Source organism: Nitrospina sp. 32_T5, from assembly GCF_052156635.1.
Classification (GTDB): Bacteria; Nitrospinota; Nitrospinia; order Nitrospinales; family Nitrospinaceae; genus Nitrospina.
Genome location: NZ_JBQKUO010000001.1, coordinates 39,611 through 60,946, shown reverse-complemented (window position 1 = coordinate 60,946; position 21,336 = coordinate 39,611). Strand labels below are relative to the sequence as shown.

The window sequence follows — 21,336 nt, the reverse complement described above, 5'->3', positions numbered from 1 at the left end:
CTAAAAACAAAATTTTGCTCCCCGCTGTAGCTTCAGGAATTCTTACGTGGACTGGAGCTTGACCACGTTGACACGAACACAAGACTGTTGGAAAACGGTGGCGTGTTTCGGCTTCCATTCGTAACAAATCCGATAGGTTCCCTGGGCGGTGAATTCCAGGTCCATGGACTGACCGGGCTGGAAAGCCTGAACACGTACCATATTTTTATCCGGGTTGACCCGCGCAATGGATGTATTGTGGATCACTCGGTCCAAATCGTTTTGAACACGCACCGATTTACCGGCTGGGACATGATAGGTGTACTCGGAAGCCTCCCCTTCAACGGTGGTCAGGGAAATGGTGCGGAGGAGGTAAGTTTCCGCATCAGCCGGAATGGTCGTGGTTAGAAATGCGGCCGCAGTGACGAGGGCGGCAAGCAGGACTTTTCGGGAAAACGGGTTCACAATTTTCCTTTCCTTCGGATTGCGTCGGTCAGAATCTCATTACCTTAATTTAGAGAAACGCAATGTCGAAAAGAGCAAAGTGATTGTTATGCCCAATACTGAGATTCCAAGTTAAGGTGGAGTTTAATAAAAGGTGGGAAGGTTAACTATCAGCGTATGGCTATTTCTGTTGTAGGAAAATAACCTACTCAAAATAGAATTTAGTGAAGCTTTTTTAGGGTAAGGCTGGCCGGGATTTATTCTTATCTGTTGTCGTATTTTTTCGATTTAGGAAGATAAAAGGAGAGGCTGGGATTTTTCGGTCACAAAAACCGGAGGCGGGAGTTGCGTTACCGTATTTTAGTTAAATGAGGCTGTAATTGATTGCGTAATGAATCAGTTCCGCATTCTTTTTCATTTTCATTTTTTCCAGAATGCGGGACCGATGCGTGCTGATGGTCTTCACACTCAACGACAATTCGTTGGCGATCTCCGTCAACGATTTGCCACGCGCGATCATGAGGAATACCTGGTACTCGCGATCCGACAGCGTTTCGTGCAACGGTTTGTTGGTTTCGAGGAAATCGAAAGCAAGTCGTTCGGTGATTTCCGGGCTGGCGAATTTTCCACCCTGGGACACCTTGCGCACTGCGTGGAGCAGCGTGTCGAGAGCGCTTTCCTTGGTGAGGTATCCCGCCGCGCCGGCTTTGATGAAGCGCACCGCGTACTGGTTTTCCGGGTACACGCTCATGATGAGGATGGGCAGTTTGGGATATTCCGTCTTGATTTGCTTCACGACCTCCAGGCCGTCTTTTCCCGGCATGGAAATATCCAGGATCACCAGGCTCAATTCCTGGTCACGGATTTTGTCCAGAACATCGTTCCCATTGTCTGCTTCCGCGATGATTTCGATGTCGGGCGTTTCTGAAAACGCGTTTTTGAGTCCACGGCGAAACAGGGGGTGGTCATCTGCGATCAGAATTCTGATCTTTTTCTTCGAGGTCAGAACTTCAGTTGTCATTATTGATAACTCCTAGATTAGTTTCTGCTGATGTTGATGGTTACCAACGTACCCTCGTTGGGTTTGCTTACAAAGTTCACGGAGCCCCCCCAGACCCGTGCCCGTTCCTGCATGCCCAGAATGCCAAGGGAATGGCCGTTTTTCAGTCTGTCCGGGGTGATGCCCACCCCATCATCCTGAACATGCAATGATACCATACCATTTTCATCACTCAGTTTCACGCTCACATTCTCCGCCTTGGAATGCCGCGCGACGTTGGTGAGCGTCTCCTGGAAAATACGAAACAAGGTGGTGGACCGTTCCTTGTCCAGGTTTTCAGGTTCGCTGTCGCAATCGAATTCAAATTGAATGCCCGTCAACCGTTCGAATTCCTGACCCTGCCAGGAGATGGCTTCCTCCAGGCCAAAGTGATCGAGAATCGGCGGGCGCAGGTCGTGGATCAACTGCTTGACCGTCGGGATGGTCTGGTCGATCAGCTCGATCACCGTTTCTGCGTTTTCCTTGAGCTCCGGGTGTCTGACTTCCAGCTTCTTGCACAGCCGCGCCACCTCCAGCTTCATTGTGGTCAGCACCTGCGCCATCTCGTCGTGGATTTCGCGGGCGATGCGCGACCGTTCTTCTTCGCGAACGGTTTCCAGTTTGTTGTAGAGGTTGCGCAACTGCTGGCGCGAACGTTCGATTTCCTCTTCTGCAAGCTTGCGTTGCGCTGCAACGCTCAACAGGTATGCGAGCCCGTCCAGAAGCCGGCGCTCTTCCTTGACAAAAGGGCCTTCCTCCGAATCCGGTCTTTCCTCCAGGTAACAGACCACCAGCGATCCCTGCTGAACGCCGTGGATGGTGAGCGGTGCGGACATGGTCCACGGCGTTTCCCGGAAATCCGGCGGAGCGAACGCCTCTTCACCAAAGACGACCTTGACGCGGGTGATCTCCGGGTATTGCCAGGCCGAGGCCACATAGGACTGCAGGTTGTTGAACACCTCGCGGATGGTTTTGGCATTGGCGATCAGGTTGGCCACATTGTAAAGGCATGTCTGTTCGTTGACGCGTTCCTTCAAAAAGTGAAGCAGTTGTTCCTGTTCGTCCTCGGCCCGCTTGCGCTCCAGAACGCGGCCCAGCAAGGTGCCGATGTGGCCCATGACTTCCAGCATGTCATCGTTCGGAGGTTCCGCACGTGGCGAGAAAAATTCCATGATGCCCGCCACCTCGTTACCAATCAGGATGGGAAACGCAAACCCTGCCTTGACGCCGATGTTGGGGGACAACCGCGCGCGCGGGAAATTGGGGTCCTTGTTGACGTCAATGATCCAGGCAGGTTTGCCGTTGGCCAGCACACGACCGGGAAGCCCGATTCCGGAATCGAAGACGGTGCCTTCGGAGACGGAACGAAACGTCTGAAACTGTTCCGGGTTTTCCAGGTGCCAGGTGGTGGTGGAGACCAGGTTCGGATTGGCGGGGGAATTGACCAGGTACAGGTGACCCACAGGCCACCCCGCCTGATGACAGATGCGCCGCAGGCAGTACTGCAACGTTTCCTCCACAGCCCGCGTTTCGTTGGAAGCGACGGCGATGTCCTTGTGCAACTGCACAAAGGACCCTTGCCGTTGCAGCAACTGATAGGCATGGTCTTCCGACTTCTGTTGCACCAGGCACAGCCAGCCCGCAACCCAGATGGTCAGCGTGGAGCCCAACCTGTCCAGAAGTTCCTGATAAAGGTTGGGGCCTTCCAGTGCCAGATAAAACCCGATCATGTTCAGCATCGTGGCCAGAAGGGTCGCCATGATCAAAAAGTTTTTGTGGCGGATACGCAGTGCCGCAAGAACCAGAATCACATAAAAGAAGCCGTCGATCGTCCCTTCCGGCAAAAGCAGGTCGATGACGAACAAAAAGGCGGCAAGAATGCCCCACAATAACTTTACAAATTCAGGTCGTGATTCCACTTATGTGTACCCAATAAGGGGTGGGTCTGTGGGATTGATTGCAAAGCGGATATTATAATCAATTTGCCATACCTCCGCATAACTTATCTGCACGAATACCGGTTTTCCTTGGTCCATGCAATTTATTTGCGGTAGTCTTTTAATAGTATTGCCAACCTTTGGAAGGACACCGTGGGGCCATGAAGACACGATGCTTCATACTGGTTTTGGTATTTTGGATATTTTCCAATTCTGCCTACGCTCACGAACAACGCGGCGAACTCATCCTTTACAAGGAGCCGTTATTCGAATTTGAGGATGCAAGGAAGATTGATTGTCAGGGATTGTATGATGTGGAGTCGGGAAACGATGTGTCCAGCATGAAAGGTTTCCGGGACTACTGGTGCCAGGGTCGTTACACGCTGACTCTGGAGGGCCAACCGGGAAGGACGGTGACTCTGTTTGGACTTTTTGAGTACCGAAAGGATCGTGGATTTCTTGTGATCCGCAAAACCGACAACCGCAAAGTGTGGCTGATCAACCTGGACCTGCTTCCTGAAAACAAATGGGTGACGCGTCCCGCCGATGATAAGTCCGGTGGCGTGGAAATATATTTCCACGCGGCTCCGCAGTTCAGCCAGAACATCTCATCGGTCAAGTGGGGCAAATGGTGGGAGGGGGACAAACCCCAGTGATGGAACCCCTGTCGCGCGGGAGGGGATCATGCAGGTTTCGGTAGTGGAATGCCGGTCCATCCTGACCCGCTCCACGGGATATTTGAAAAGGGTGTGCTCGCATTCGATGAATCCCTACACCGGCTGCGGTCTTGGCAAGTCCGCCTGCGGCGCCGCGTGCTACGTGCGATTCAACCCGTGGCTGACCCGCGGCCGCGAATGGGGCGGGTTCGTCGATGTCAAAACCAATGCGGCTGAGGTATACCACCGCACCGCCGGCGCCGAACGCAGGTGGGCGCACAAACGTTCGCAACCGTTTTCCATCTTCCTTTCCAGTTCCACCGAACCCTGGCAGGCTGTGGAAAAAACCTATCGCATAACCCGGTCGCTATTGGATGCCCTTCTCGACGCGCCGCCGGATGAATTGATCCTGCAAACCCACACCACGGGCATCCGCGAAGACCTCGCACGCGTTCAGGCGCTGTCGAAGCTTTGCCGACTTCGTGTGCATGTATCCATAGAAGGCGATACCGGGCGTTTGCCCGGAATGCCGCCGCCTCCATCCAGACTGGAAGACCGTATTCGTCTGTTGCGGGAGTTGTCGGATGCGGGCATCGATGCGGTGGCCTGCATGGCTCCTCTATACCCTGTAAACGATCCGGATGCGTTTTTTGAAAAGCTGGCAAAGACGGGAATCGTGGGGGTGGTGATCGATCACTTCATAGAGGGTGACGGCACACCGGACGGGGCGCGGACTTTGAAAACCCCGCTTCCCATCGCCATGGCACGGGTGAATCCGGACTCCATATATAAGGAATACCGCGACCACATGGCGGCCATCGCTGTTCGCTACCTGCCGGTCGGTATCTCGTCCGAAGGATTTGCCGGAGAATACCGCCGGACCCTGCCTTCCCCGGGGAGTTGATTCTTCCTCGGGGTTCCGCTCTCAGTGTTTGCGCGGTTTCACGCCGATGTGCACGTAGTTGTTGAACCGGTTGACGCGCAGTTCGATGAACGTCGTCGTGTTCTCGTAGAAGAAATTCTTCGGTGGTTTCAACGTGCCGCTGGTGTCATGGATGACGATGTTCTCGAGGTCCTTGTTTTCGTACTGGATTCCATCGTCCACCTTCGGCACGTGCACGCGCATGCTGAGTGCGGGCTTGGCTCCCAGTGCTTCCTCCGCTTTATTTAAAAATGCACGGATTTCCTCCAGGTCCACCAGGAACCGCCGGAAGCTGGCGTCGGTCTGGTTGGTGTGGAAGTTGGCTGTCAGGATTTCGTGCACCTCCTGGCTCAGGTCCTGTTCCAGTTTGTCCATTTTGGAATCGTCGGCGAGCCCTTTCTTCGACAGGCGGTGAGGACGGAAAATGAAAAACTCCACCGTGAAGTCCTTGATCGAATCGCCCAGGTCGTCCACCGCGTGCAGAACGAACTGCTGGAACCGCGGCTTTTGTGTTTTCTGGTAACAGCTTTCCGTGTACTGCTCGAGGTCTTTGATGAATTTTTCGAAATCCTTGGATGTCTTCGTGGTGAGCGCCCTCAGGATGAGCCCGCCGACCATCCCCTTGTCGCCGGTCTTGGGGGAGGTGGGTTCGACGATGGAACCATGGTCCACGCCCGCAATCACGCCGAAACCGAAATCGTCCGGCGGATTCTGGTACGCCCAGTCGTGGTGCTGTCTCGCCGGGTCCTTGCCGGAATGGGAAAAGTCGAGCACCAGCTTGGCGGTGTCGAGAGAGGTGCCGGCGATGACCACGGTGCCGTCGGTGCCCGGTTTGTTCACCCAGCCGCGCAGGCCTTCGTAGTCTTTCAAGCCGACGAGGATGGTCGTCTGGATCTGCTTGCGGTTGTAATAAGGTTCCTCCCGCAACACATCTTCGTGCGCCAGGTCCCACTGGTAGGGACTGGCCAGCTCCAGGCCGTTCAGCAGGTTGCGCCCGACTTCCAGCATGTCGCCGATCTTCCACCTTCCTTTAAACAGGCTCCCCATGAACGATTTGCCGCGGTGCGCCAGCGGCGAGCCGAAGTTCGCCGGGGCCAGCATGACCAGCCGTTTCACCGGGCACTGGTCGATGCGGTCGTGGTAGTACTGCCAGATCCAGTGGCGGATCACCAGCCCGCCGGTGGAATGCACGATCACGTTCACGTCCTTCAGCTTGTTGCCGTCAGCGTCGATGAGGCCGTTTTCGATCATCTGGTCGTTCAGTCCGTCCACCACGTCGTTGAAGGTGATATTGTCTTCGCGCGATTCGTAATCGGCGTAAAGGATGGTCTGCACCGTGCCGACCTTGTTGTCGACCAAAAACTGTTTGAGTTTTTTGAACGAGTTGGAGCAGTCGCTCCAGCCGTGGATGATCAGGGTGGTGTCTTTGGCCATGGTGGAGTCCTTTCCGGAACAGTTGAAACGGTGAGGGGCGCCGCTTTGGAATGCGGAAATTATACTTCAGGAAACGGGGAAGGCCAAATTTAGTTGGCCCGTGCGGTCATTCCGGCCGGGTGGGGGTGAGTGGCGGGCGCGGCGGAAGGGTGTAGTCGCCTGTAACGAAGGTGGTCATCAGGGCACTGCGGTCGCCGGGCCAGACCCCTTTTTCCTGGTTGTCGGGGGCGAAACCGGAGAACACGAGGTACCCGTACTTCCCGTAGTGAGGCAGTTTGCGAATGAGTCCCGGAATCGCGGCGGCGGTGTGCGGGATCACCCAGGTCACGGAGTGCCCGGGGTTTTGCGGGTTCGGCAGGGTGAAAATAAAACTGTTCTCTTCATACATATACAGTTTGCCGTTCACGGTGATGCCGAGTTCTCCAGGATAGACGCCGAACTCCGCCAGCTTCGGCAGGAGGGCCTGAGCTTTCAGGTTGTGGCGGCCGAACACCCACGTGGCAGCGCTGCCACTGAAATCGTAAACCTGGTCGAGCACCATGTCGGACAGGTTGTCCACCGAGGTGGCGAACTCGTGAAAGCCTTCGATGAGGTCACGCGACGACACGCTGGGCATCACCGCCACGGCCTTGCCGTCGCCGTAGGTCTGGCCGATGCTGGCGGGCACTTCCCTGCGGTCGAGTTTGCGGAACACGTCGTAATACGGATCGAGCATGACTGCCTTCGGTTCGCCGTCCACGAACACGGTGACGTGTTGCACCGGTTGGGGATCGATGGACACCAGTTCGATCTTCGGTTGGTCTGCGCCTTCGTACCACACCGCCACCGGCAGTTGAAACGCGAACAGGGGGCGGGCCTGCTTCTGTTTAATTTCCAGCGTCAGGCGGTAAGCGTCGGGAAACGGTTCCACCGTGGTGTGGACCAGTTCCAGTTCCGGTGCGCCCTTCTCCTCGATCCACTGACGGAAGAACGTGTCGAGGTTTCTCCCGTGATACAGTTCGAAGTGAGCGCGCAGGTGTTCGAACCCGGCGCGGTGAAATCGTTGTGTGAAATAAAAATCCGCCAGCGCTTCCAGGAAGATCCTGTCGCCCACCTCCAGCCTCAGCATGTTGAGCACCATCAGCAGTTTGCCGTAGCCGATGGCCTGCGACGCCATGCTGTGCCGTGACATGAATTTCGCGATGGGGATTTCATTCTGCGTGTTGACGTAGTTCAGGTACTTGATTAGCTGCTGAAAGCGGTAATCAGGCCCATGGCCGTCCAGCTGTTGCAGGAGGTGGTCGGCGAGGTAGGCGGTGAGCCCCTCCGACCAGTTGCCGCCGGTCGCATCCACATACACGCCGTTGCCCCACCAGTTGTGCAGGATCTCGTGCGGGAACGAGGTGTGCAGGATGAACGGGAAACGGATGATGCGCGAACCCAGCAGGGTGAACGACGGCATGCCGTAACCGGTCTGCACCGAATTCTCCACCAGCGCGAACTTGACGAACGGATACTCGCCCAGCAGGCGGTCGTAAAAGCGGATGTAACCTTTTGCCGCATCGAGGTACTTCTGCGCCAGTGTTTCGTCCGGAGAGCGCAGGAAGGCGTAGAGGGTGACGTCTTCGTAGCGGTCCTTGTACTCGATGTAGCGGTCTGCGACGATGTAGATTTCCTGCATCGGGTCGTCGCACTGCCACAGCGTGTGGCGCGGACCGTTGTGCGTGGTCTCGCGGATGCGTTTGCCCTGGCTGATGACTTTCAGGTCGCGGGGCGTTGCCACGCCGAGTGCGAAGGTCATGAGCGACTCGCCCGACTTGCTTTCCAGCCGCGGATAAAAGTAACTCTCGGAAGAAAGAAAAATCCCCGTATCTTTTTCACCCTCTTCACCGGGCACGGCTTCCCTCCCTGAATCGCTTTCCGGCCGCAGGGGGTCGTGATACCGTCCTTCATAACGAAACAGCACCTGCAGGAAATCCGGCCACTTCTTCCCATCCGGCTTTTGGATGACGATGTGCTGGCGCGGCGGCAGGTCCCCGGCGGCGTCCTCCACCTTCGTCACCTCGGTCTTCCATTCGCCCTGGTGCGGGATTTCGACTTTAATGATGTTGTAAGCCGCGTGCAGGGTGAACGTCAGCGACTCGCCGGACAGCGAGTTGGGGTAGAGGGTGAGGGTGTCCTCGATCCGGGCGTGATGCCGATCCGGGTCGAGCGTCACCGACAGCTTGTGATTGATGGGCCGGTGGAACGACTGGGCGAATGCGGAAACGCTTGCCGAAAGGCAGACCAGAATGAGGGTGAAAGTGAGAAGACGTTTCATCTATAAGAATCAGGATCAGGACACCACGGCGTCGATGCCCCGGTAGGTGCTTCCGAGAATGCGCACCACCACGCGGTTCGGCAGGCATGCGGCGATGCGGTCGGCATACTGAATGTACCCGGACTTGATGCACAGTTTGCGACTGCAGGGCGATTTCAGGATGCGCGCCTTGCCGTCCTGAATCTGCACTTCCGTCTCACCCAGCGGACCTTCCACGTGGACGAGCTGGTTTTTCTTGAGAGGCAGGCGCTTCACCTCCTTCTGGCTCACCTCGATGACCACCCAGTCCCCGGCGGTGCGGGTGTAGTCGATCCCCGAAAACAGGGCGAGGTTGGCCGCGAACAGGCAGGCGATGAGAATTTTGTCGGCGCGGGTCGGTTTCAGCATGATTCGGTGTTCAATCGGTTAGTCCGTTTAAGTGTATCACGGGCCGGGTCAGGGGAAAACCGCGAGAAAGGGGGGCTTGGTGTCTTTTAAAGAATATTGAGCAGGTCCAGCCGTCCGCCCAGCTTGTCTTCCAGGGTTTGACGAAGCGGCTGGTGGCCGGGATCCTTCAGCCAGGGATCGCGGTCGATCAGCGCGAAGGCTTCCTTGCGCGTGGTCTGGATCATGCGAAGATCGCGCACCAGGTCGGCGAAGCGAAGCGTCGGCATCCCCGCCTGCCGTGTGCCCAGGAAGTCACCGGGACCGCGGATCTTGAGGTCCTGCTCGGCGATGACGAAGCCGTCGCCGGATTTCAGCATGGCGTCGATGCGCGCCTCCGCGTCTTCCGACAGGGGCGGGTAGGTGACCAGCAGGCAGTGCGAGGCGTGGCCGCCGCGTCCCACCCGTCCGCGCAACTGATGCAGTTGAGCCAGGCCGAAGCGTTCGGCGTGCTCGATCAGCATCACCGTTGCATTGGGAACGTCGATGCCGACCTCGATCACCGTGGTGGCGACCAGAATATCCACCCGGCCTTCGTTGAACGCGGCCATGATGGCCTGCCGTTCCTCTTTTTTCAGCTTGCCGTGGATGAGCGCCAGCCTGAGATCAGGAAAGCGCTGTTCGAGGTCGGCGTGCACCTCCTGCGCCGTTTTGAGCGGCATCGTCTCCGACTCCTCGATCAACGGACACACCACGTACGCCTGCCGATCCTGTTTGATTTCGCCGCGTAGAAACTGATACGCCTCGTCCCGGTGCTTTGCATCATAACTGCGCGTGACAATGGGCTGGCGGCCGGGCGGCATTTCATCCAGGATCGACACGTCCATGTCGCCGTACAGGGTGAGGGCGAGCGAACGCGGGATGGGCGTCGCGGTCATGATGAGCACGTGCGGGGCGGTGCCCTTCTTGCCAATGGCTTCGCGTTGCAGAACACCGAAGCGGTGCTGCTCGTCGATCACCACCAGGCCGAGGTCGTGGAAATCCACATCCTTTTGAATGAGGGCGTGGGTGCCGACGGCGATCTGGGTTTGACCCGTGCGGATGCGGTCCTGTATGGCCTGCTTCTCCCCCGCGGGCAGGGCGCTGGTGAGGAGGTCGAGTTTCACTCCCAGTTTTTCGCAGTAAGGCAAAAGGTTCAGGTAATGCTGTTCCGCCAGCAGTTCCGTCGGCGCCATCATCGCTCCCTGCAAATTGTTGTCCACGGCAGTGAGGAGTGTGGTCAGGGCGACCAGGGTCTTGCCGCTTCCCACGTCGCCGTGCAGAAGGCGGTGCATGGGGCGGGGTTTTTCAAGGTCGTCCATGATTTCGCCCAACGCCCGTTTCTGCGCTCCGGTGTATTCGAATTGCAGGAGCTTGACGAAGCGGTGGATCAAGTCGCCGCGGGTGGCCAGGGGGCGGCCGGGCACCTCCTGCCAGGCGTGTTTGCGTTTGAAAGCGAGGCCGACCTGCAGGAGAAACAGCTCCTCGAACACCAGACGGACCTGTTGCCGCGTGCGGAACAGGTGCAGGTGATCGGCGCGCGTGCCGGGGGGCGGAAAGTGTGTGTCCTGGTAGGCCTGCACGCGCGGAGTGAGTTTGTTGCGCTTCATCACGTCGGCGGGCAGGTATTCCTCCAGCAGCGGCGCGTAGAGGTCGACCAGGGTTTTCATGATGGTGCGCAGGGATTTCTGATGCAGGCCTTCGGTGGTCGGGTACACCGGAACGATGCGCCCCATTTCGAGCGTGGCCGGGGCGTTGTCTTCGGTGATCTCGACGTCCGGGTGGATGATTTCCAGCCCGGCTCCGAGGTAGGTGTTGTCTTTCGCCTTGCCGGAGACGATGCAGGTGCGGCCGATGGCGAAACGTTCCTTCATATAGGGCTCGCGGAACTGGAACCACTTGCCGCGCAGGGTGCCGGTGTCGTCTTCGAAGATGACCTCGAACACCTTGCGCCTCCGCCCCAGCCGTATCGTCCCGGCGTTCAGGATGGTGGCGCGAAAGGTGGCGAACTCGCCGGGCCTGAGCTCGCCGATGGTCTGTACCCGGCTTCGGTCCTCGTAGCGGTGAGGCAGGAGGGCGAGACCGTCCTCGACGCAGGCGATCCCCAGTTTTTCCAGCAATCCCGCCCGCTTGGGCCCGACTCCCTTGACATACTGGATGGAGTCGGAAAGCGACGGTTTTGGAGGTGCAGATTTGTTCTCGGCCATCGTGATAGTGCGGTTCTGAGTTTGGAGGAACGTGTCCGGCTGTTTGCGGCATCGTACCTTATGAAAAGGCTTCCTTATAAATGTTAATTGACTGGACCCCACGCCGGAAGTATCTTAAATAAATGTAAAAGCAATGATTATAAGCTCTTTGTAGGGGTTCCCGTCCGGGAAATCTCAACCGTGTATGCGTAAACTCAGCGAAATCACAGAAGCCGTCCAGGCCTACCATTCCACGGCCAACGTGGACATCATTCTCGACGCATACATTTATTCTGCCAAGGCCCACCGCGGGCAGAGCCGCCGTTCCGGCGAGGCGTACCTGTCGCATCCGATCGAAGTCGCCTACAACCTGACACGGCTGAAGATGGACGAGCGCACCGTCGCCGCCGGGCTCCTGCACGACACCATTGAAGACACCCTGGCCACCTCCGATGAGATTCGCGAACTGTTCGGCGACGAGATTTATGGACTGGTGGACGGGGTGACGAAGATCGGCGAGATCGAGTTTTCCAGCCACGAGGAAAAGCAGGCGGAGAACTACCGCAAAATGATCCTTGCCATGGCGCGGGATATCCGCGTGGTGATGATCAAGCTGGCCGACCGCGCCCACAACCTGCGCACACTGGGTTCCCTCGACGCCTCCCGTCAGAAACGCATCGCCCGCGAGACGCTGGACATTTACGCGGCGCTGGCCAACCGCCTTGGCATCGGCTGGCTCAAGGCCGAGCTCGAAGACGGGTCGTTCAAATACCTGCATCCCGAACAGTACCAGGCCATCGTCAACCGCATGCACAAGGGGCAGGAAGAACGCGACCAGCTGGTGAAAAACGTGTACACCCTGCTGGAAAAGGAACTCAAGACCGCCGAACTGGAAAGCGCCGTCACCGGACGTTCCAAGCATTACTACAGCATCTATAAAAAGATGGTGACCCAGAAGATCGACCTGGAAGACGTGTACGACCTGATCGGGGTGCGCGTCATCACCGACAGCGTGAAGGACTGCTACGCCGTGCTCGGGCTGGTGCACTCATTGTGGCGACCGATCCCCGGCAAGTTCAAAGATTACATCGCCATGCCCAAGCCGAATATGTACCAGTCCCTGCACACCACGGTGAACGGTCCCAACGGTCAGCGGGTGGAGGTGCAGATTCGCACGAAAGAAATGCACCGGGTGGCGGAAGAGGGCATCGCCGCGCACTGGCAATACAAGGATGGGGGAGGGCTGGCGAAAAACCTCGACGACCATTTGAGCTGGGTGCGGCGCCTGCTGGAAGACCAGAAAGAAATCAAGAACCCGAAGGACTTTTTGAGTTCCTTCAAGGTCGACCTGTTTTTCCAGGAGGTGTACGTATTCACACCGGAAGGCGACGTCATCGCCCTGCCGCGTGGGGCGACACCGGTCGACTTCGCCTACCAGGTTCATACCGACATCGGCAACCACTGCCTCGGCGCCAAGGTAAACGGCAAGATGGTGCCGCTCCGCTACAAACTGAAAAACGGCGACCGCGTCGAAATCCTGACCTCCCAGCAACGCCACCCCAGCCGCGACTGGCTGGGTTTTGTCAAAACCTCGAAAGCCCGCAACAAGATTTCCAACTACATCAACAGCCGCGAACGCCAGCAGAGCCTGGAACTGGGGCGGGAGATTCTTGAGGCGGAGGTGCGCAAATACGGGTCGGCGACGGGAGACCTGTTAAAAGGCAAGGCGTTGGACGAGGCTGCGCATGCCTGCGGCTACAACACGCTGGACAGCCTGTTCACGGCCATCGGGTTCGGCAAACTGCCGGCGCACCAGGTGGTGGAAAAGCTGCTGCCGAAAGAAACGCTGGAGGAGTATCGCAAAAAATCCACCACCGTCAAGGTGGCACGCAAACCTACATCGAAAGATAAAGACATCGGCATCAAGGTCAAGAACTTCGGCGACCAGATGATGATCCGTATTGGAAAATGTTGCAACCCGGTTCCCGGTGACCCCATTATCGGTTACATAACGCGCGGCCGCGGCATCTCCGTGCATCACAAGGAGTGTCCCAGCGTCGAGGCCCTGACCAACGAAACCGAGCGCATGATCGAAGTGGAATGGGATACCGTCCACAAGACGCCGTTTCAGACGCCCCTTGCCATCGTGGGGGAGGACCAGCCCGGTTTGCTTGCCACCATCAGCAGTTTGCTCGCGTCACTGGATGTCAACATCACCCGGGCGAATGTGGTGCAGGCGACGCACAAGCGTGCGTTTTTCGAGCTGGATGTGGAGATCTTCGACCTCAGCCATCTCAAGAAAATACTGGAAGCGCTGAAAAAGACGAAGGGCGTGATTCACGCGGAGCGCGTGAAGGAGTTCAAGAAAAAGGGTACGGACAAAAAACGGAAAGTGGGGGAAATCGGGAAGCAAAACTAGACGGGAAGGGGTCTTCCCGTCGTTCAGCCGGTGGCAGCCGTCTGGGCAGGCCGTTTGCTGGCCGGGACCTTCATTACCTTGCCCGCTTTCAGGCAACGGGTGCACACCTTCATCGTTTTAACCGCGCCTTTATGCACCACACGCAGTTTCTTGAGATTGGGAATCCACCGGCGCCGCGTCTTGTTATTGGCGTGGCTCACGTTGTTGCCGACCAAGGGACCCTTGTCACAGATTTCACATCGCTTGGACATACCATGCTCCTGACTTACAGCCGTTAAATAAAAGAACGTAAGTTACCACAGGCCCCGGAGAACGGCAAGGGGAAGATTCCAAAAAACAGGGAGGTGACCTGGATTTTCCTTATCCTGACCCCCGGGACACAAAAAAAGCCCGGCTTGGCGGCCGGGCTTTAAAACGAGGACAAGTTGGGGCTTATTCCAGAAACTTTGATTCGGTCAGGATTTCCTTCAAAATGCTTTCGGCCAGCACCTCGCTGTCCACATGAAACGTGCCGTTATCCACTTCGGATTTAATGCGGTTGATCTTTTCCGTCCGCACGTCGGGAGAAGTCTTGGCCACATCCAGAGCTTTCTGGATGGTTTGCGCTTTGGCGGAGAAGGCAATCTGTTCTCCCCCGGCGCTGGAAGCACGGGAGGAGGCGGTGGATGTGGGATCCGCCGGGTTGCTCTTGACGTTGGGTCCCTTCACCTTCTCCGGGGATACCTTGTTTCGGATTTTGAAATCGTCGCCCTGGATTTCCATGATAATCTGCGCTTTCCAGAATTTTTGAGTTGTTTTCCGGGGCCTGCCTGCGTGTTGTTTTGCCCCGCAGTATTATTATCGGTATCCGGTGAATAAACTTAAGGGCTTTTTTTGAGGGGCTGGGAGAAAACCCTTTTGTTCATTTAAGATATCTGTATTATAAAGGGTTGTCAAGGCACGACCCGGATCGGAAACATTCTTTACGATATGCCGAAATTTTTCTGGAGAGCCGGGAAGTTTGTTTATAGCTGCGAGTTTCAATGAGTTATAAAAACCCAGCTGTGGCGGTGGATTTGATCATCGAAGTCGAAAACCGGGGTATTGTCCTGATTGAGCGTAAAAACCCGCCCCATGGGTGGGCCCTGCCCGGTGGATTCGTCGACTACGGAGAGTCATTGGAAAACGCCGCCATCCGTGAGGCCCGCGAGGAAATCCAGCTGGATGTCCGCCTGCTGGGGCAGTTCCACAGCTATTCCCGTCCAGACCGCGATCCCCGCATGCACTGCATTTCAACGGTATTCCTGGCCCGCGCGGCAGGGGAGCCCAAAGCCGCGGATGACGCGCGAAACTGCGCCTTGTTTCCGCATGACCGCCTTCCGGATGAATTGGCGTTCGACCACGCGGAGATTCTGCGGGATTACCTGTCCAACCGCTGGGGTACCTCCCACCCGGCAGATCCCGAACCTTCCTGATCCCGAGGCATGGTATGCGGCGATCACTATGGTTGGGGGGATTTTTCATGCTGATAATGGCCATTCTGCCCGCCCGGCTTCCGGGTGAACCCGATCCCGTTCAAAAATACCGCCCCATTTTATGGGATCACCTGACGGCGTTGTGCGAAATCGGGCCCCGCTATCCCGGAAGCGAGGGGCACGCCAAAACCCGGGCCTACATCAGGAAGTTGGCGGAGCGCTATGCCGATTCATGGAAGGAGCAGGCTTTTGTCGCGCGGGTGGGTTATGCGGAAGAACTGCCGCTTTACAATTACGAACTCACCTTCAAGGGCACGGGAGACAAGCCGCCCATCCTGTTGGGTGCGCATTACGACACACGTCCTTTTGCCGACGAGGAATCCGATCCCCAAAAAGAAGCCCGGCCCATTGTGGGGGCCAACGACGGCGGGTCCGGAACCGCGGTTCTTTTGGCGATGGCGCAGTACTTTCATGAAAACCCGCCGGAGCGCACGGTCAAGCTTGTGTTCTTCGACGGAGAAGATTGGGGGCGGAGGGGGTCCGATGAGTATTTTCTGGGATCGACCTACTACGCCGAGCAGTTGAAAAAGGAAGACAAATCCACCTGGCCTGCGCGGGTGCTCGTTGTGGACATGGTGGCGCAGAAAAACCTCAAGATTTTTAAAGAGCAGTATTCTTTCCGCAGTTCCCCGAGTTTCATTGAATTCGTGTTCGACACGGCCAGGGAACTGGGTGTGGACCAGTTTGTCCCCATGCTCCGTTATTCCGTACGGGACGATCACCTGCCTTTCATCTACATGAAAATTCCTTCCGTGCTGTTGATCGATTTCGATTACCCGCACTGGCATACCCTGGAGGACACGCTGGACAAATGTTCCGCGGACAGCATGCTGGCGGTGTTCCGGGTGGTATTGGAAACGGTCAGGCGGGTGTGAAGCGTGGGCTCAGGGCCGGGAGTCGAGGGCTTCCAGCTTGTTGCGGGCGTCTTCGTTCTGCGGATCGATCTGCAGGATGATGCGCAATTCGCGCCTGGCTTTCTCTTTGTCGCCCTGTCTGGAATGGATGTCGTGCAGGCTCCAGTGGAGAGAGAGGAAATCGACACCCATGCCCACGGCGGTGTGATACGCCCCGATGGCCTTGTCCCATTGACCGAGACCAAAATAGGCGTTACCGAGGTTGAAGTGCGCGACACCGAATTCCGGGTCCAGCGACAAGGCGCGCTTGAGAAACGGCACCGCTTCCTCGTAACGCTCTTTTTTGTTGAGCGCCGCCCCCAGATTGGATAGGGCCTGAATGAAGTTCGGGTGGATGTGGATGGCTTCGCGGAATTTTTCGATGGCCTTGTTCACGTCCCCCCGGCGGAAATACTGACCGCCCAGGTTGGACAGCGCTTCCGGAAACCGCGGATTGAGTTTGAGCGCTTTTTCGTATTCGGCAATGGCGGCATCCATCTGCCCCAGCCCGCGATACGCCACGGCGAGATCATAACGGGCGGGCACGAAACCGGGATCGATCTTCAACGTTTTTTCAAACAGGCCGATGGCCGCTTCCGCATCGCCCAGCGCGTACAGGGTGAAATTGCCCCGGTAATACAACACCTCCTTGGTGTTCTTGTCGCGCTCGCGCAATTCATCGAAACTCAGAAGCCGGTTGTCCTGCAGGAAGGGTTTGACGAAGTCGATGGGCACGGCGAGATTGAGCGCACGGCCTTCCAGCGTGGCGATGCCGACCACCTGGTTGTCCCGGTTCACCACCGGTCCGCCACTGAACCCGGGCTCAAACGGGGTGGTGGCATAAATGAAGGGGTGATCCGGAAGGGCCTGCGGATGCACGCCCAGTACAAAGCCGTAGGTTTGCACCAGGACCCCGTGCAGTCCCTGCTCCACCATTTCCACCGCATGCGAAGGGTATCCCAGGGCGCTCAGGTAATCGAAGGTTTTCAGGCTGTTGGAATTGCCGATCTCCAGGGTGGAATACAGGTCGCCTTCCAGTTTCAGCGCCGCCACATCGCGCAGACGGTCCACGTTCAGCACCCCTTTCACGGTCACCTGGGTTCCATCCGGGAACACCGCGCTCATGCTGGCCGCATCGATGAGAACATGGTAATTGGTGAGCACGGTGCCGTCCGGCCGCACAATGAACCCACTCCCCGTGGACACCGTTTCGCCCTGTTGGTTTTTGGCAATCAACATGACGATGGCATTGCGATTGACCTCGTGCGCAGCGGTTGGCGCCACGGTGGACAGGCATAGCAATACCGCGAAACATGCCGTGAGCAGGAATGAAACGGGTCGGGAAAAAGAACGCATAGAAGACCGGTCTGCCGCTGGGTGAGCGGCGTTTGATGGCTGACTAAAGGTTTGAAAACCCAACTTGAATGAATAAATTGTATCGGCTGGGAATAGCGATTACAACCGATTTCAGGAGGAAGGGAGCAGAAACAAAACACCCCCAGGCACCGCAACCCCAGGTGGGGTGGCGGGCATGGGGGTGGAGGTGTTACTGAACGTTGACAATCACCGTCGCGGTGATCGGAGGATTGTACGGGACATGATTTCCCTGGGCGAACAAGCCCCGGATGACATGCATGCCCGGCTCCAGGCGGATCTCCTTGCAGGTGGAACCATCACCCATATGGATGTGCTGGGCGTCCTTGCCGATGGGCTGGCTCAGGTCTTTGGGAAGGTCGGTATCCACCAGAATGTGGTGATGCCCTTTGCCTTCATTGACCCCCTTTTTGGCGGGTTCCACGGTGACGTTGTGCGTGACCAGGCACACCTTTACCGGGTTCTGCACCGTGGCGCCGTTGGACGGCTCGCTGATGGCGATGGCGCGGGTTCCCGCCAGGGCGGTGCCCGCCGTCAGGACCAGAAGGCTCAGCAACGTGACATGCAACTTGAAAAACAGCTTGCTCATTTAATCCTCTCCTTTTCTATCTACCAAGTCTATTGGCGATTGTGATTGCAGGATCGGCCCGGCTGAAACCCGCCGTGACGGCTGGCTTTCCCCCCCGGATGCCGATCCGGCCGAATGTTCGGCAAATGAAATACCAAAAGAGTTGTGTGGAATGGTGAAAACCCCCGGGAGTGGGGATTTTCCGGGTTGGGATTCAACCCGTATGTCTGCATTTAGATCAAAATCAACTCAAATGGTTTCGTAATCATTCCAAAGATTGCCGGAATTGACCAGAAAAAAACGGGATGGGCTTATCATAATTCCCAAACGGTCCCGGTTTTATCTCTTTTCCTGTTTCCAAAAAGATTATATACTTTCAGAATAATTCAATGTTTTGAGACGTTTTCCCGCGCAGGGAGCCCCGCTCCCCGCCCGTCCATACGTTTGGGAGGTTTTAATGGAATTACCCGTAACCGGAGAGTGCCGCCTGCTTCACACCTGCGAGATGTGTGAGTACAACAACGACAACGATTGCAAGGCGGATCACAACGAGCACAACCGATGGCTGGTCAACGACCGGATGAACGCGATCAAATACAAGATCATCGTTGGCAGCAACAAGGGGGGAGTGGGCAAAAGCACGGTGACCACCAACCTCGCCATCGCGCTGGCGGAAAAAGGATTCAAGGTGGGCCTGGCCGATGCCGACCTGCACGGACCCAACATCCCGAAACTGATCAATGCCGAATCCGTCCGCCTGCGGGCTCACGACGACGGCATTTCGCCTTACGAAACCAAGAACGGTCTCAAGGTGGCCTCGCTCGGTTTCCTGATCGAAGACCCCAACATGCACATCGCCTGGCGGGACGCGGTGAAATACGATTTCATCATTGAACTGCTGGGCAACATCAACTGGGGCGAACTGGACTACCTGCTGATCGACCTGCCGCCGGGTACCGGAAACGAACAGATCACCATCATCGACTTCATCGGCGAAGTGGATGGATGCGTGGTCGTCACCACCCCGCAGGACCTGGCCCTGCTCGACGCGCGCAAGATGATTTCGTTCGCCCGCGACAGCAACGTGCCCATCGTCGGCATCATCGAGAACATGAGCACCCTGGTCTGCCCGCACTGCGAAGGCGAGGTGGATGTGTTCCGCAAGGGAGGCGGCCAGAAACTGGCGGAGGAACTCGTCCTGCCCTATCTGGGAAGCATTCCACTGGATGGCGAAGTGGCGGAGCGTTCCGATACCGGTGACCCCATCGTTCTCGCCAAGCCGGACTCGAAAGTCACCAAGGCGTTTCTCAACCTGGCGGAAAACACGCACAAGTTCCTCAACCCAGAAGATGCCTTGAAAGCCAGTTGAAATCCGCGATACCATAAGATGTGAATTCGAAACAGGGGCTTCGGCCCCTGTTTTGTTTTATCCGCTTTTTTTCGGTACCGGGCGAAAAAAGTAAGCCGACAATCCATTTGCGATTGCTCTTGCGATTGATGGATAATGAATAACAGACGGAGGTTCACGTTATGGGGACGGACCTTCCAGATTCATCTCCTTCCCCTGCAATTGATTCAAGAAATGATATGCGCCCTTCAGTAAAAATTTCGTTGGTTCTCGCCCTTCCATGGATTCTGGTTCTGTTCTGGACTCACGGTCCGATGGCTGAAGAAACCCAGCCCGACGTTCCCAACTTTCACAACAACCCCCGGGTTGCTGAAGTGGGTGAACACGACATCCACCTCGACGATCTTAAAAATCCGCAGATTCAGGACATGATGCAACGCCTGCACAGCATGCAGAGCATACTGCTCAAGCAGAAAACCATCGAGCTGCTGCAGGACGAGCATCCCGAGATTCTGGAAATCCGCGCGGCACGAATCAATCGCGAAGACATCATCCGCATGTACCAGGAAGAGATGGGATTGGATGATCTCGAAGGCCTGAACTCCTCCGCGGTGCAGAACATGATCCGCAATTATGTGGAACGCCTGCGTCAGGATGCGTATCTGAAAGAGTTGAATCAGCGTTACGAGTTTGCCGTGAACAAGGGATGGGTGAAGGATTACTTCGAAGCGCCAAACGACTTCAAACTGGTGGCGGGCATCGGCACGGCCATGCTGTGGTTCAAACCCGATCAAAAGGAGCCGCGGAAAGTGTTCCTCATGGAGTATTCGGACTTTCTGTGCCCGTTTTGCAAAAAAGTGCAGACGACGCTGAACCACCTGCGCCAGACGTATGGCGACACGGTTCAGTTCGGCTACCGTCACTTTCCCCTGCACAAGGAAGCCTTCGCCATAGCCGAAGCGGTGGAATGCGCGCGGGCACAGGGCCGTTTCTGGGAATATCAGTCGGCGGTATACAAGGATCCGCAGGCGTTCAAGAGTGAAGATGCCTTGATCCGCACGGCACAGGATGTGGGTGTGGACAATCTGAAAGACTTCAAGGCCTGCATGATGGAAGGCCGTTTCCGGGACCGGGTGGAACGGGATTTCCGACAGGGTATTGAAATCGGCATTCAGGGGACGCCCACCTTCATCATTGGTACATACAATTTCACCGAATCCACCATCCACGGCGAGATGTTTTCCGGCGCCGTGTCCAGCGAGCAATTTGTCCGCACCATCGAAAAATACATCCAGCTCTCTAAAAACTAACACTCATTCGTCCGTCTTCCCGGGTGCACGGCGACCCCGACGTTCACGATGCGCTCTCAATTCCAAAACTCAGATGAACCCCTCCCTAGAATTCGAATTCCTTGCGCGGTTTCGATTTTCTGCGCCGTTTGCCTGCTGATGCTTTGCGGATTCAAACCCGTCCAGGAATTTTTAAAAGACCGGGCCGAGCAGATCCAGATCGACATCCACGCCATGGCGGAAAAGGACGTGGTGCAGCCCGGGGAAACATTTAAAATTTTTGTCGTGGCTGTGCCGAAGAAAGGCTGGCATTTCTATTCCATGCAGGCCAACGGAGAAGATCCGACGGTCGCCACACGCCTCAAGATCAAGCAAAGTTCATTTGATGCAGTTGGGGACTGGGCGGAAACGCCGCCCACGCTGGTCAAGGATGAGGCCCTTGGGCGCTGGGTGAAGGTGCACAGCCACCGCGCCGAGTTTTCCCGTGTGCTTTCGGTACCGGAGGGCCTCGCAACCGGAACGCATGTGGTGCAGGGCACGATCACCTACCGCATTTGTGACAACAAGGTCTGCGCCCTTCCTCAGGACCGTCCGTTTACGTTTCATGTTATAGTGAAAGCGAAAGAATGACGA

19 protein-coding genes are annotated in these 21,336 nt (G+C 56.7%); 8 read left to right on the top strand and 11 right to left on the bottom strand.

The annotated features are described in order from the left end of the window. Window positions 1-42: 42 nt before the first annotated feature. From ACTRW9_RS00270 to ACTRW9_RS00260, 3 genes are all read right to left on the bottom strand, one after another. The gene (locus ACTRW9_RS00270) at window positions 43-444 is read right to left on the bottom strand and encodes a hypothetical protein (RefSeq protein ID WP_442426393.1); all 402 of its coding nucleotides are present in this window, start codon (window positions 442-444) and stop codon (window positions 43-45) included. 343 nt (window positions 445-787) lie between these two features. Continuing rightward, complete coding sequence (locus ACTRW9_RS00265) at window positions 788-1,444, bottom strand: response regulator (RefSeq protein ID WP_005009109.1); 657 nt, start codon at window positions 1,442-1,444, stop codon at window positions 788-790. Window positions 1,445-1,461: 17 nt separating this feature from the next. After that, window positions 1,462-3,381 carry a GAF domain-containing sensor histidine kinase gene (locus ACTRW9_RS00260; RefSeq protein ID WP_442427859.1) on the bottom strand — a complete coding sequence of 640 codons (1,920 nt, stop codon included), beginning with the start codon at window positions 3,379-3,381 and terminating at the stop codon, window positions 1,462-1,464. A gap of 179 nt (window positions 3,382-3,560) precedes the next feature. Between ACTRW9_RS00260 and ACTRW9_RS00255 the strand changes: the two genes are divergently transcribed. Further along, window positions 3,561-4,055: a hypothetical protein gene (locus ACTRW9_RS00255; protein ID WP_442427858.1), complete on the top strand. Its 495-nt coding sequence runs from the start codon at window positions 3,561-3,563 to the stop codon at window positions 4,053-4,055. 28 nt (window positions 4,056-4,083) lie between these two features. Further along, window positions 4,084-4,959: a hypothetical protein gene (locus tag ACTRW9_RS00250; RefSeq protein ID WP_442427857.1), complete on the top strand. Its 876-nt coding sequence runs from the start codon at window positions 4,084-4,086 to the stop codon at window positions 4,957-4,959. A gap of 21 nt (window positions 4,960-4,980) precedes the next feature. Here ACTRW9_RS00250 and ACTRW9_RS00245 read toward each other — a convergent pair whose 3' ends face one another. From ACTRW9_RS00245 to recG, 4 genes are all read right to left on the bottom strand, one after another. After that, window positions 4,981-6,411: an esterase/lipase family protein gene (locus ACTRW9_RS00245; protein WP_442427856.1), complete on the bottom strand. Its 1,431-nt coding sequence runs from the start codon at window positions 6,409-6,411 to the stop codon at window positions 4,981-4,983. Between the two features lie 106 nt (window positions 6,412-6,517). Beyond that, complete coding sequence (locus tag ACTRW9_RS00240) at window positions 6,518-8,710, bottom strand: M1 family metallopeptidase (protein WP_442427855.1); 2,193 nt, start codon at window positions 8,708-8,710, stop codon at window positions 6,518-6,520. A gap of 15 nt (window positions 8,711-8,725) precedes the next feature. Next, complete coding sequence (locus tag ACTRW9_RS00235; RefSeq protein WP_237099058.1) at window positions 8,726-9,097, bottom strand: NusG domain II-containing protein; 372 nt, start codon at window positions 9,095-9,097, stop codon at window positions 8,726-8,728. A gap of 86 nt (window positions 9,098-9,183) precedes the next feature. After that, window positions 9,184-11,397 (bottom strand): ATP-dependent DNA helicase RecG, encoded by a 2,214-nt coding sequence (gene recG / locus ACTRW9_RS00230; RefSeq protein ID WP_442428482.1) that lies wholly within the window; start codon window positions 11,395-11,397, stop codon window positions 9,184-9,186. A gap of 106 nt (window positions 11,398-11,503) precedes the next feature. Between recG and ACTRW9_RS00225 the strand changes: the two genes are divergently transcribed. Next, a complete protein-coding gene (locus ACTRW9_RS00225; protein ID WP_442426387.1) occupies window positions 11,504-13,717 on the top strand; it encodes a RelA/SpoT family protein in 2,214 nt (737 codons plus the stop codon). A 23-nt stretch (window positions 13,718-13,740) separates the two neighbouring features. On the opposite strand, the gene rpmB is transcribed toward ACTRW9_RS00225, so the two are convergent. Beyond that, window positions 13,741-13,968 (bottom strand): 50S ribosomal protein L28, encoded by a 228-nt coding sequence (rpmB, locus tag ACTRW9_RS00220; protein WP_005009135.1) that lies wholly within the window; start codon window positions 13,966-13,968, stop codon window positions 13,741-13,743. A gap of 181 nt (window positions 13,969-14,149) precedes the next feature. Continuing rightward, the gene (flgM, locus tag ACTRW9_RS00215) at window positions 14,150-14,479 is read right to left on the bottom strand and encodes a flagellar biosynthesis anti-sigma factor FlgM (protein WP_442426386.1); all 330 of its coding nucleotides are present in this window, start codon (window positions 14,477-14,479) and stop codon (window positions 14,150-14,152) included. Window positions 14,480-14,739: 260 nt separating this feature from the next. Here flgM and ACTRW9_RS00210 point away from each other — a divergent pair, with 260 nt between their 5' ends. Together ACTRW9_RS00210 and ACTRW9_RS00205 are read left to right on the top strand one after the other, a co-directional pair. Further along, window positions 14,740-15,171, top strand: coding sequence for an NUDIX domain-containing protein (locus ACTRW9_RS00210; protein WP_442427854.1), 432 nt, complete (start codon window positions 14,740-14,742; stop codon window positions 15,169-15,171). Window positions 15,172-15,185: 14 nt separating this feature from the next. Continuing rightward, window positions 15,186-16,106: a M28 family peptidase gene (locus ACTRW9_RS00205; RefSeq protein WP_442427853.1), complete on the top strand. Its 921-nt coding sequence runs from the start codon at window positions 15,186-15,188 to the stop codon at window positions 16,104-16,106. A gap of 9 nt (window positions 16,107-16,115) precedes the next feature. Here ACTRW9_RS00205 and ACTRW9_RS00200 read toward each other — a convergent pair whose 3' ends face one another. Together ACTRW9_RS00200 and ACTRW9_RS00195 are read right to left on the bottom strand one after the other, a co-directional pair. After that, window positions 16,116-17,480 (bottom strand): tetratricopeptide repeat protein, encoded by a 1,365-nt coding sequence (locus tag ACTRW9_RS00200; protein ID WP_442427852.1) that lies wholly within the window; start codon window positions 17,478-17,480, stop codon window positions 16,116-16,118. A gap of 190 nt (window positions 17,481-17,670) precedes the next feature. Next, on the bottom strand, window positions 17,671-18,087 hold the full coding sequence (locus ACTRW9_RS00195) for a DUF4399 domain-containing protein (RefSeq protein ID WP_442426382.1): 417 nt from the start codon (window positions 18,085-18,087) through the stop codon (window positions 17,671-17,673). Between the two features lie 436 nt (window positions 18,088-18,523). Here ACTRW9_RS00195 and ACTRW9_RS00190 point away from each other — a divergent pair, with 436 nt between their 5' ends. From ACTRW9_RS00190 to ACTRW9_RS00180, 3 genes are all read left to right on the top strand, one after another. Beyond that, on the top strand, window positions 18,524-19,435 hold the full coding sequence (locus ACTRW9_RS00190) for an Mrp/NBP35 family ATP-binding protein (RefSeq protein ID WP_442426381.1): 912 nt from the start codon (window positions 18,524-18,526) through the stop codon (window positions 19,433-19,435). A gap of 293 nt (window positions 19,436-19,728) precedes the next feature. After that, entirely contained in the window at window positions 19,729-20,724 is a 996-nt protein-coding gene (locus ACTRW9_RS00185; protein ID WP_442427851.1) for a DsbA family protein, read from the top strand. Between the two features lie 138 nt (window positions 20,725-20,862). Continuing rightward, window positions 20,863-21,333: a protein-disulfide reductase DsbD domain-containing protein gene (locus ACTRW9_RS00180; RefSeq protein WP_442427850.1), complete on the top strand. Its 471-nt coding sequence runs from the start codon at window positions 20,863-20,865 to the stop codon at window positions 21,331-21,333. The last annotated feature ends 3 nt before the right edge of the window (window positions 21,334-21,336 follow it).

Bases quoted from the DNA above. Each gene is read 5' to 3' on its own strand.
- ACTRW9_RS00265 (WP_005009109.1), bottom strand. From the start codon at position 1,444: ATGACAACTGAAGTTCTGACCTCGAAGAAAAAGATCAGAATTCTGATC.
- ACTRW9_RS00255 (WP_442427858.1), top strand. From the start codon at position 3,561: ATGAAGACACGATGCTTCATACTGGTTTTGGTATTTTGGATATTTTCC.
- ACTRW9_RS00250 (WP_442427857.1), top strand. From the start codon at position 4,084: ATGCAGGTTTCGGTAGTGGAATGCCGGTCCATCCTGACCCGCTCCACG.
- ACTRW9_RS00245 (WP_442427856.1), bottom strand. From the start codon at position 6,411: ATGGCCAAAGACACCACCCTGATCATCCACGGCTGGAGCGACTGCTCC.
- ACTRW9_RS00240 (WP_442427855.1), bottom strand. From the start codon at position 8,710: ATGAAACGTCTTCTCACTTTCACCCTCATTCTGGTCTGCCTTTCGGCA.
- ACTRW9_RS00235 (WP_237099058.1), bottom strand. From the start codon at position 9,097: ATGCTGAAACCGACCCGCGCCGACAAAATTCTCATCGCCTGCCTGTTC.
- ACTRW9_RS00225 (WP_442426387.1), top strand. From the start codon at position 11,504: ATGCGTAAACTCAGCGAAATCACAGAAGCCGTCCAGGCCTACCATTCC.
- rpmB (WP_005009135.1), bottom strand. From the start codon at position 13,968: ATGTCCAAGCGATGTGAAATCTGTGACAAGGGTCCCTTGGTCGGCAAC.
- flgM (WP_442426386.1), bottom strand. From the start codon at position 14,479: ATGGAAATCCAGGGCGACGATTTCAAAATCCGAAACAAGGTATCCCCG.
- ACTRW9_RS00210 (WP_442427854.1), top strand. From the start codon at position 14,740: ATGAGTTATAAAAACCCAGCTGTGGCGGTGGATTTGATCATCGAAGTC.
- ACTRW9_RS00205 (WP_442427853.1), top strand. From the start codon at position 15,186: ATGCGGCGATCACTATGGTTGGGGGGATTTTTCATGCTGATAATGGCC.
- ACTRW9_RS00200 (WP_442427852.1), bottom strand. From the start codon at position 17,480: ATGCGTTCTTTTTCCCGACCCGTTTCATTCCTGCTCACGGCATGTTTC.
- ACTRW9_RS00195 (WP_442426382.1), bottom strand. From the start codon at position 18,087: ATGAGCAAGCTGTTTTTCAAGTTGCATGTCACGTTGCTGAGCCTTCTG.
- ACTRW9_RS00190 (WP_442426381.1), top strand. From the start codon at position 18,524: ATGGAATTACCCGTAACCGGAGAGTGCCGCCTGCTTCACACCTGCGAG.
- ACTRW9_RS00185 (WP_442427851.1), top strand. From the start codon at position 19,729: ATGGCTGAAGAAACCCAGCCCGACGTTCCCAACTTTCACAACAACCCC.
- ACTRW9_RS00180 (WP_442427850.1), top strand. From the start codon at position 20,863: ATGCTTTGCGGATTCAAACCCGTCCAGGAATTTTTAAAAGACCGGGCC.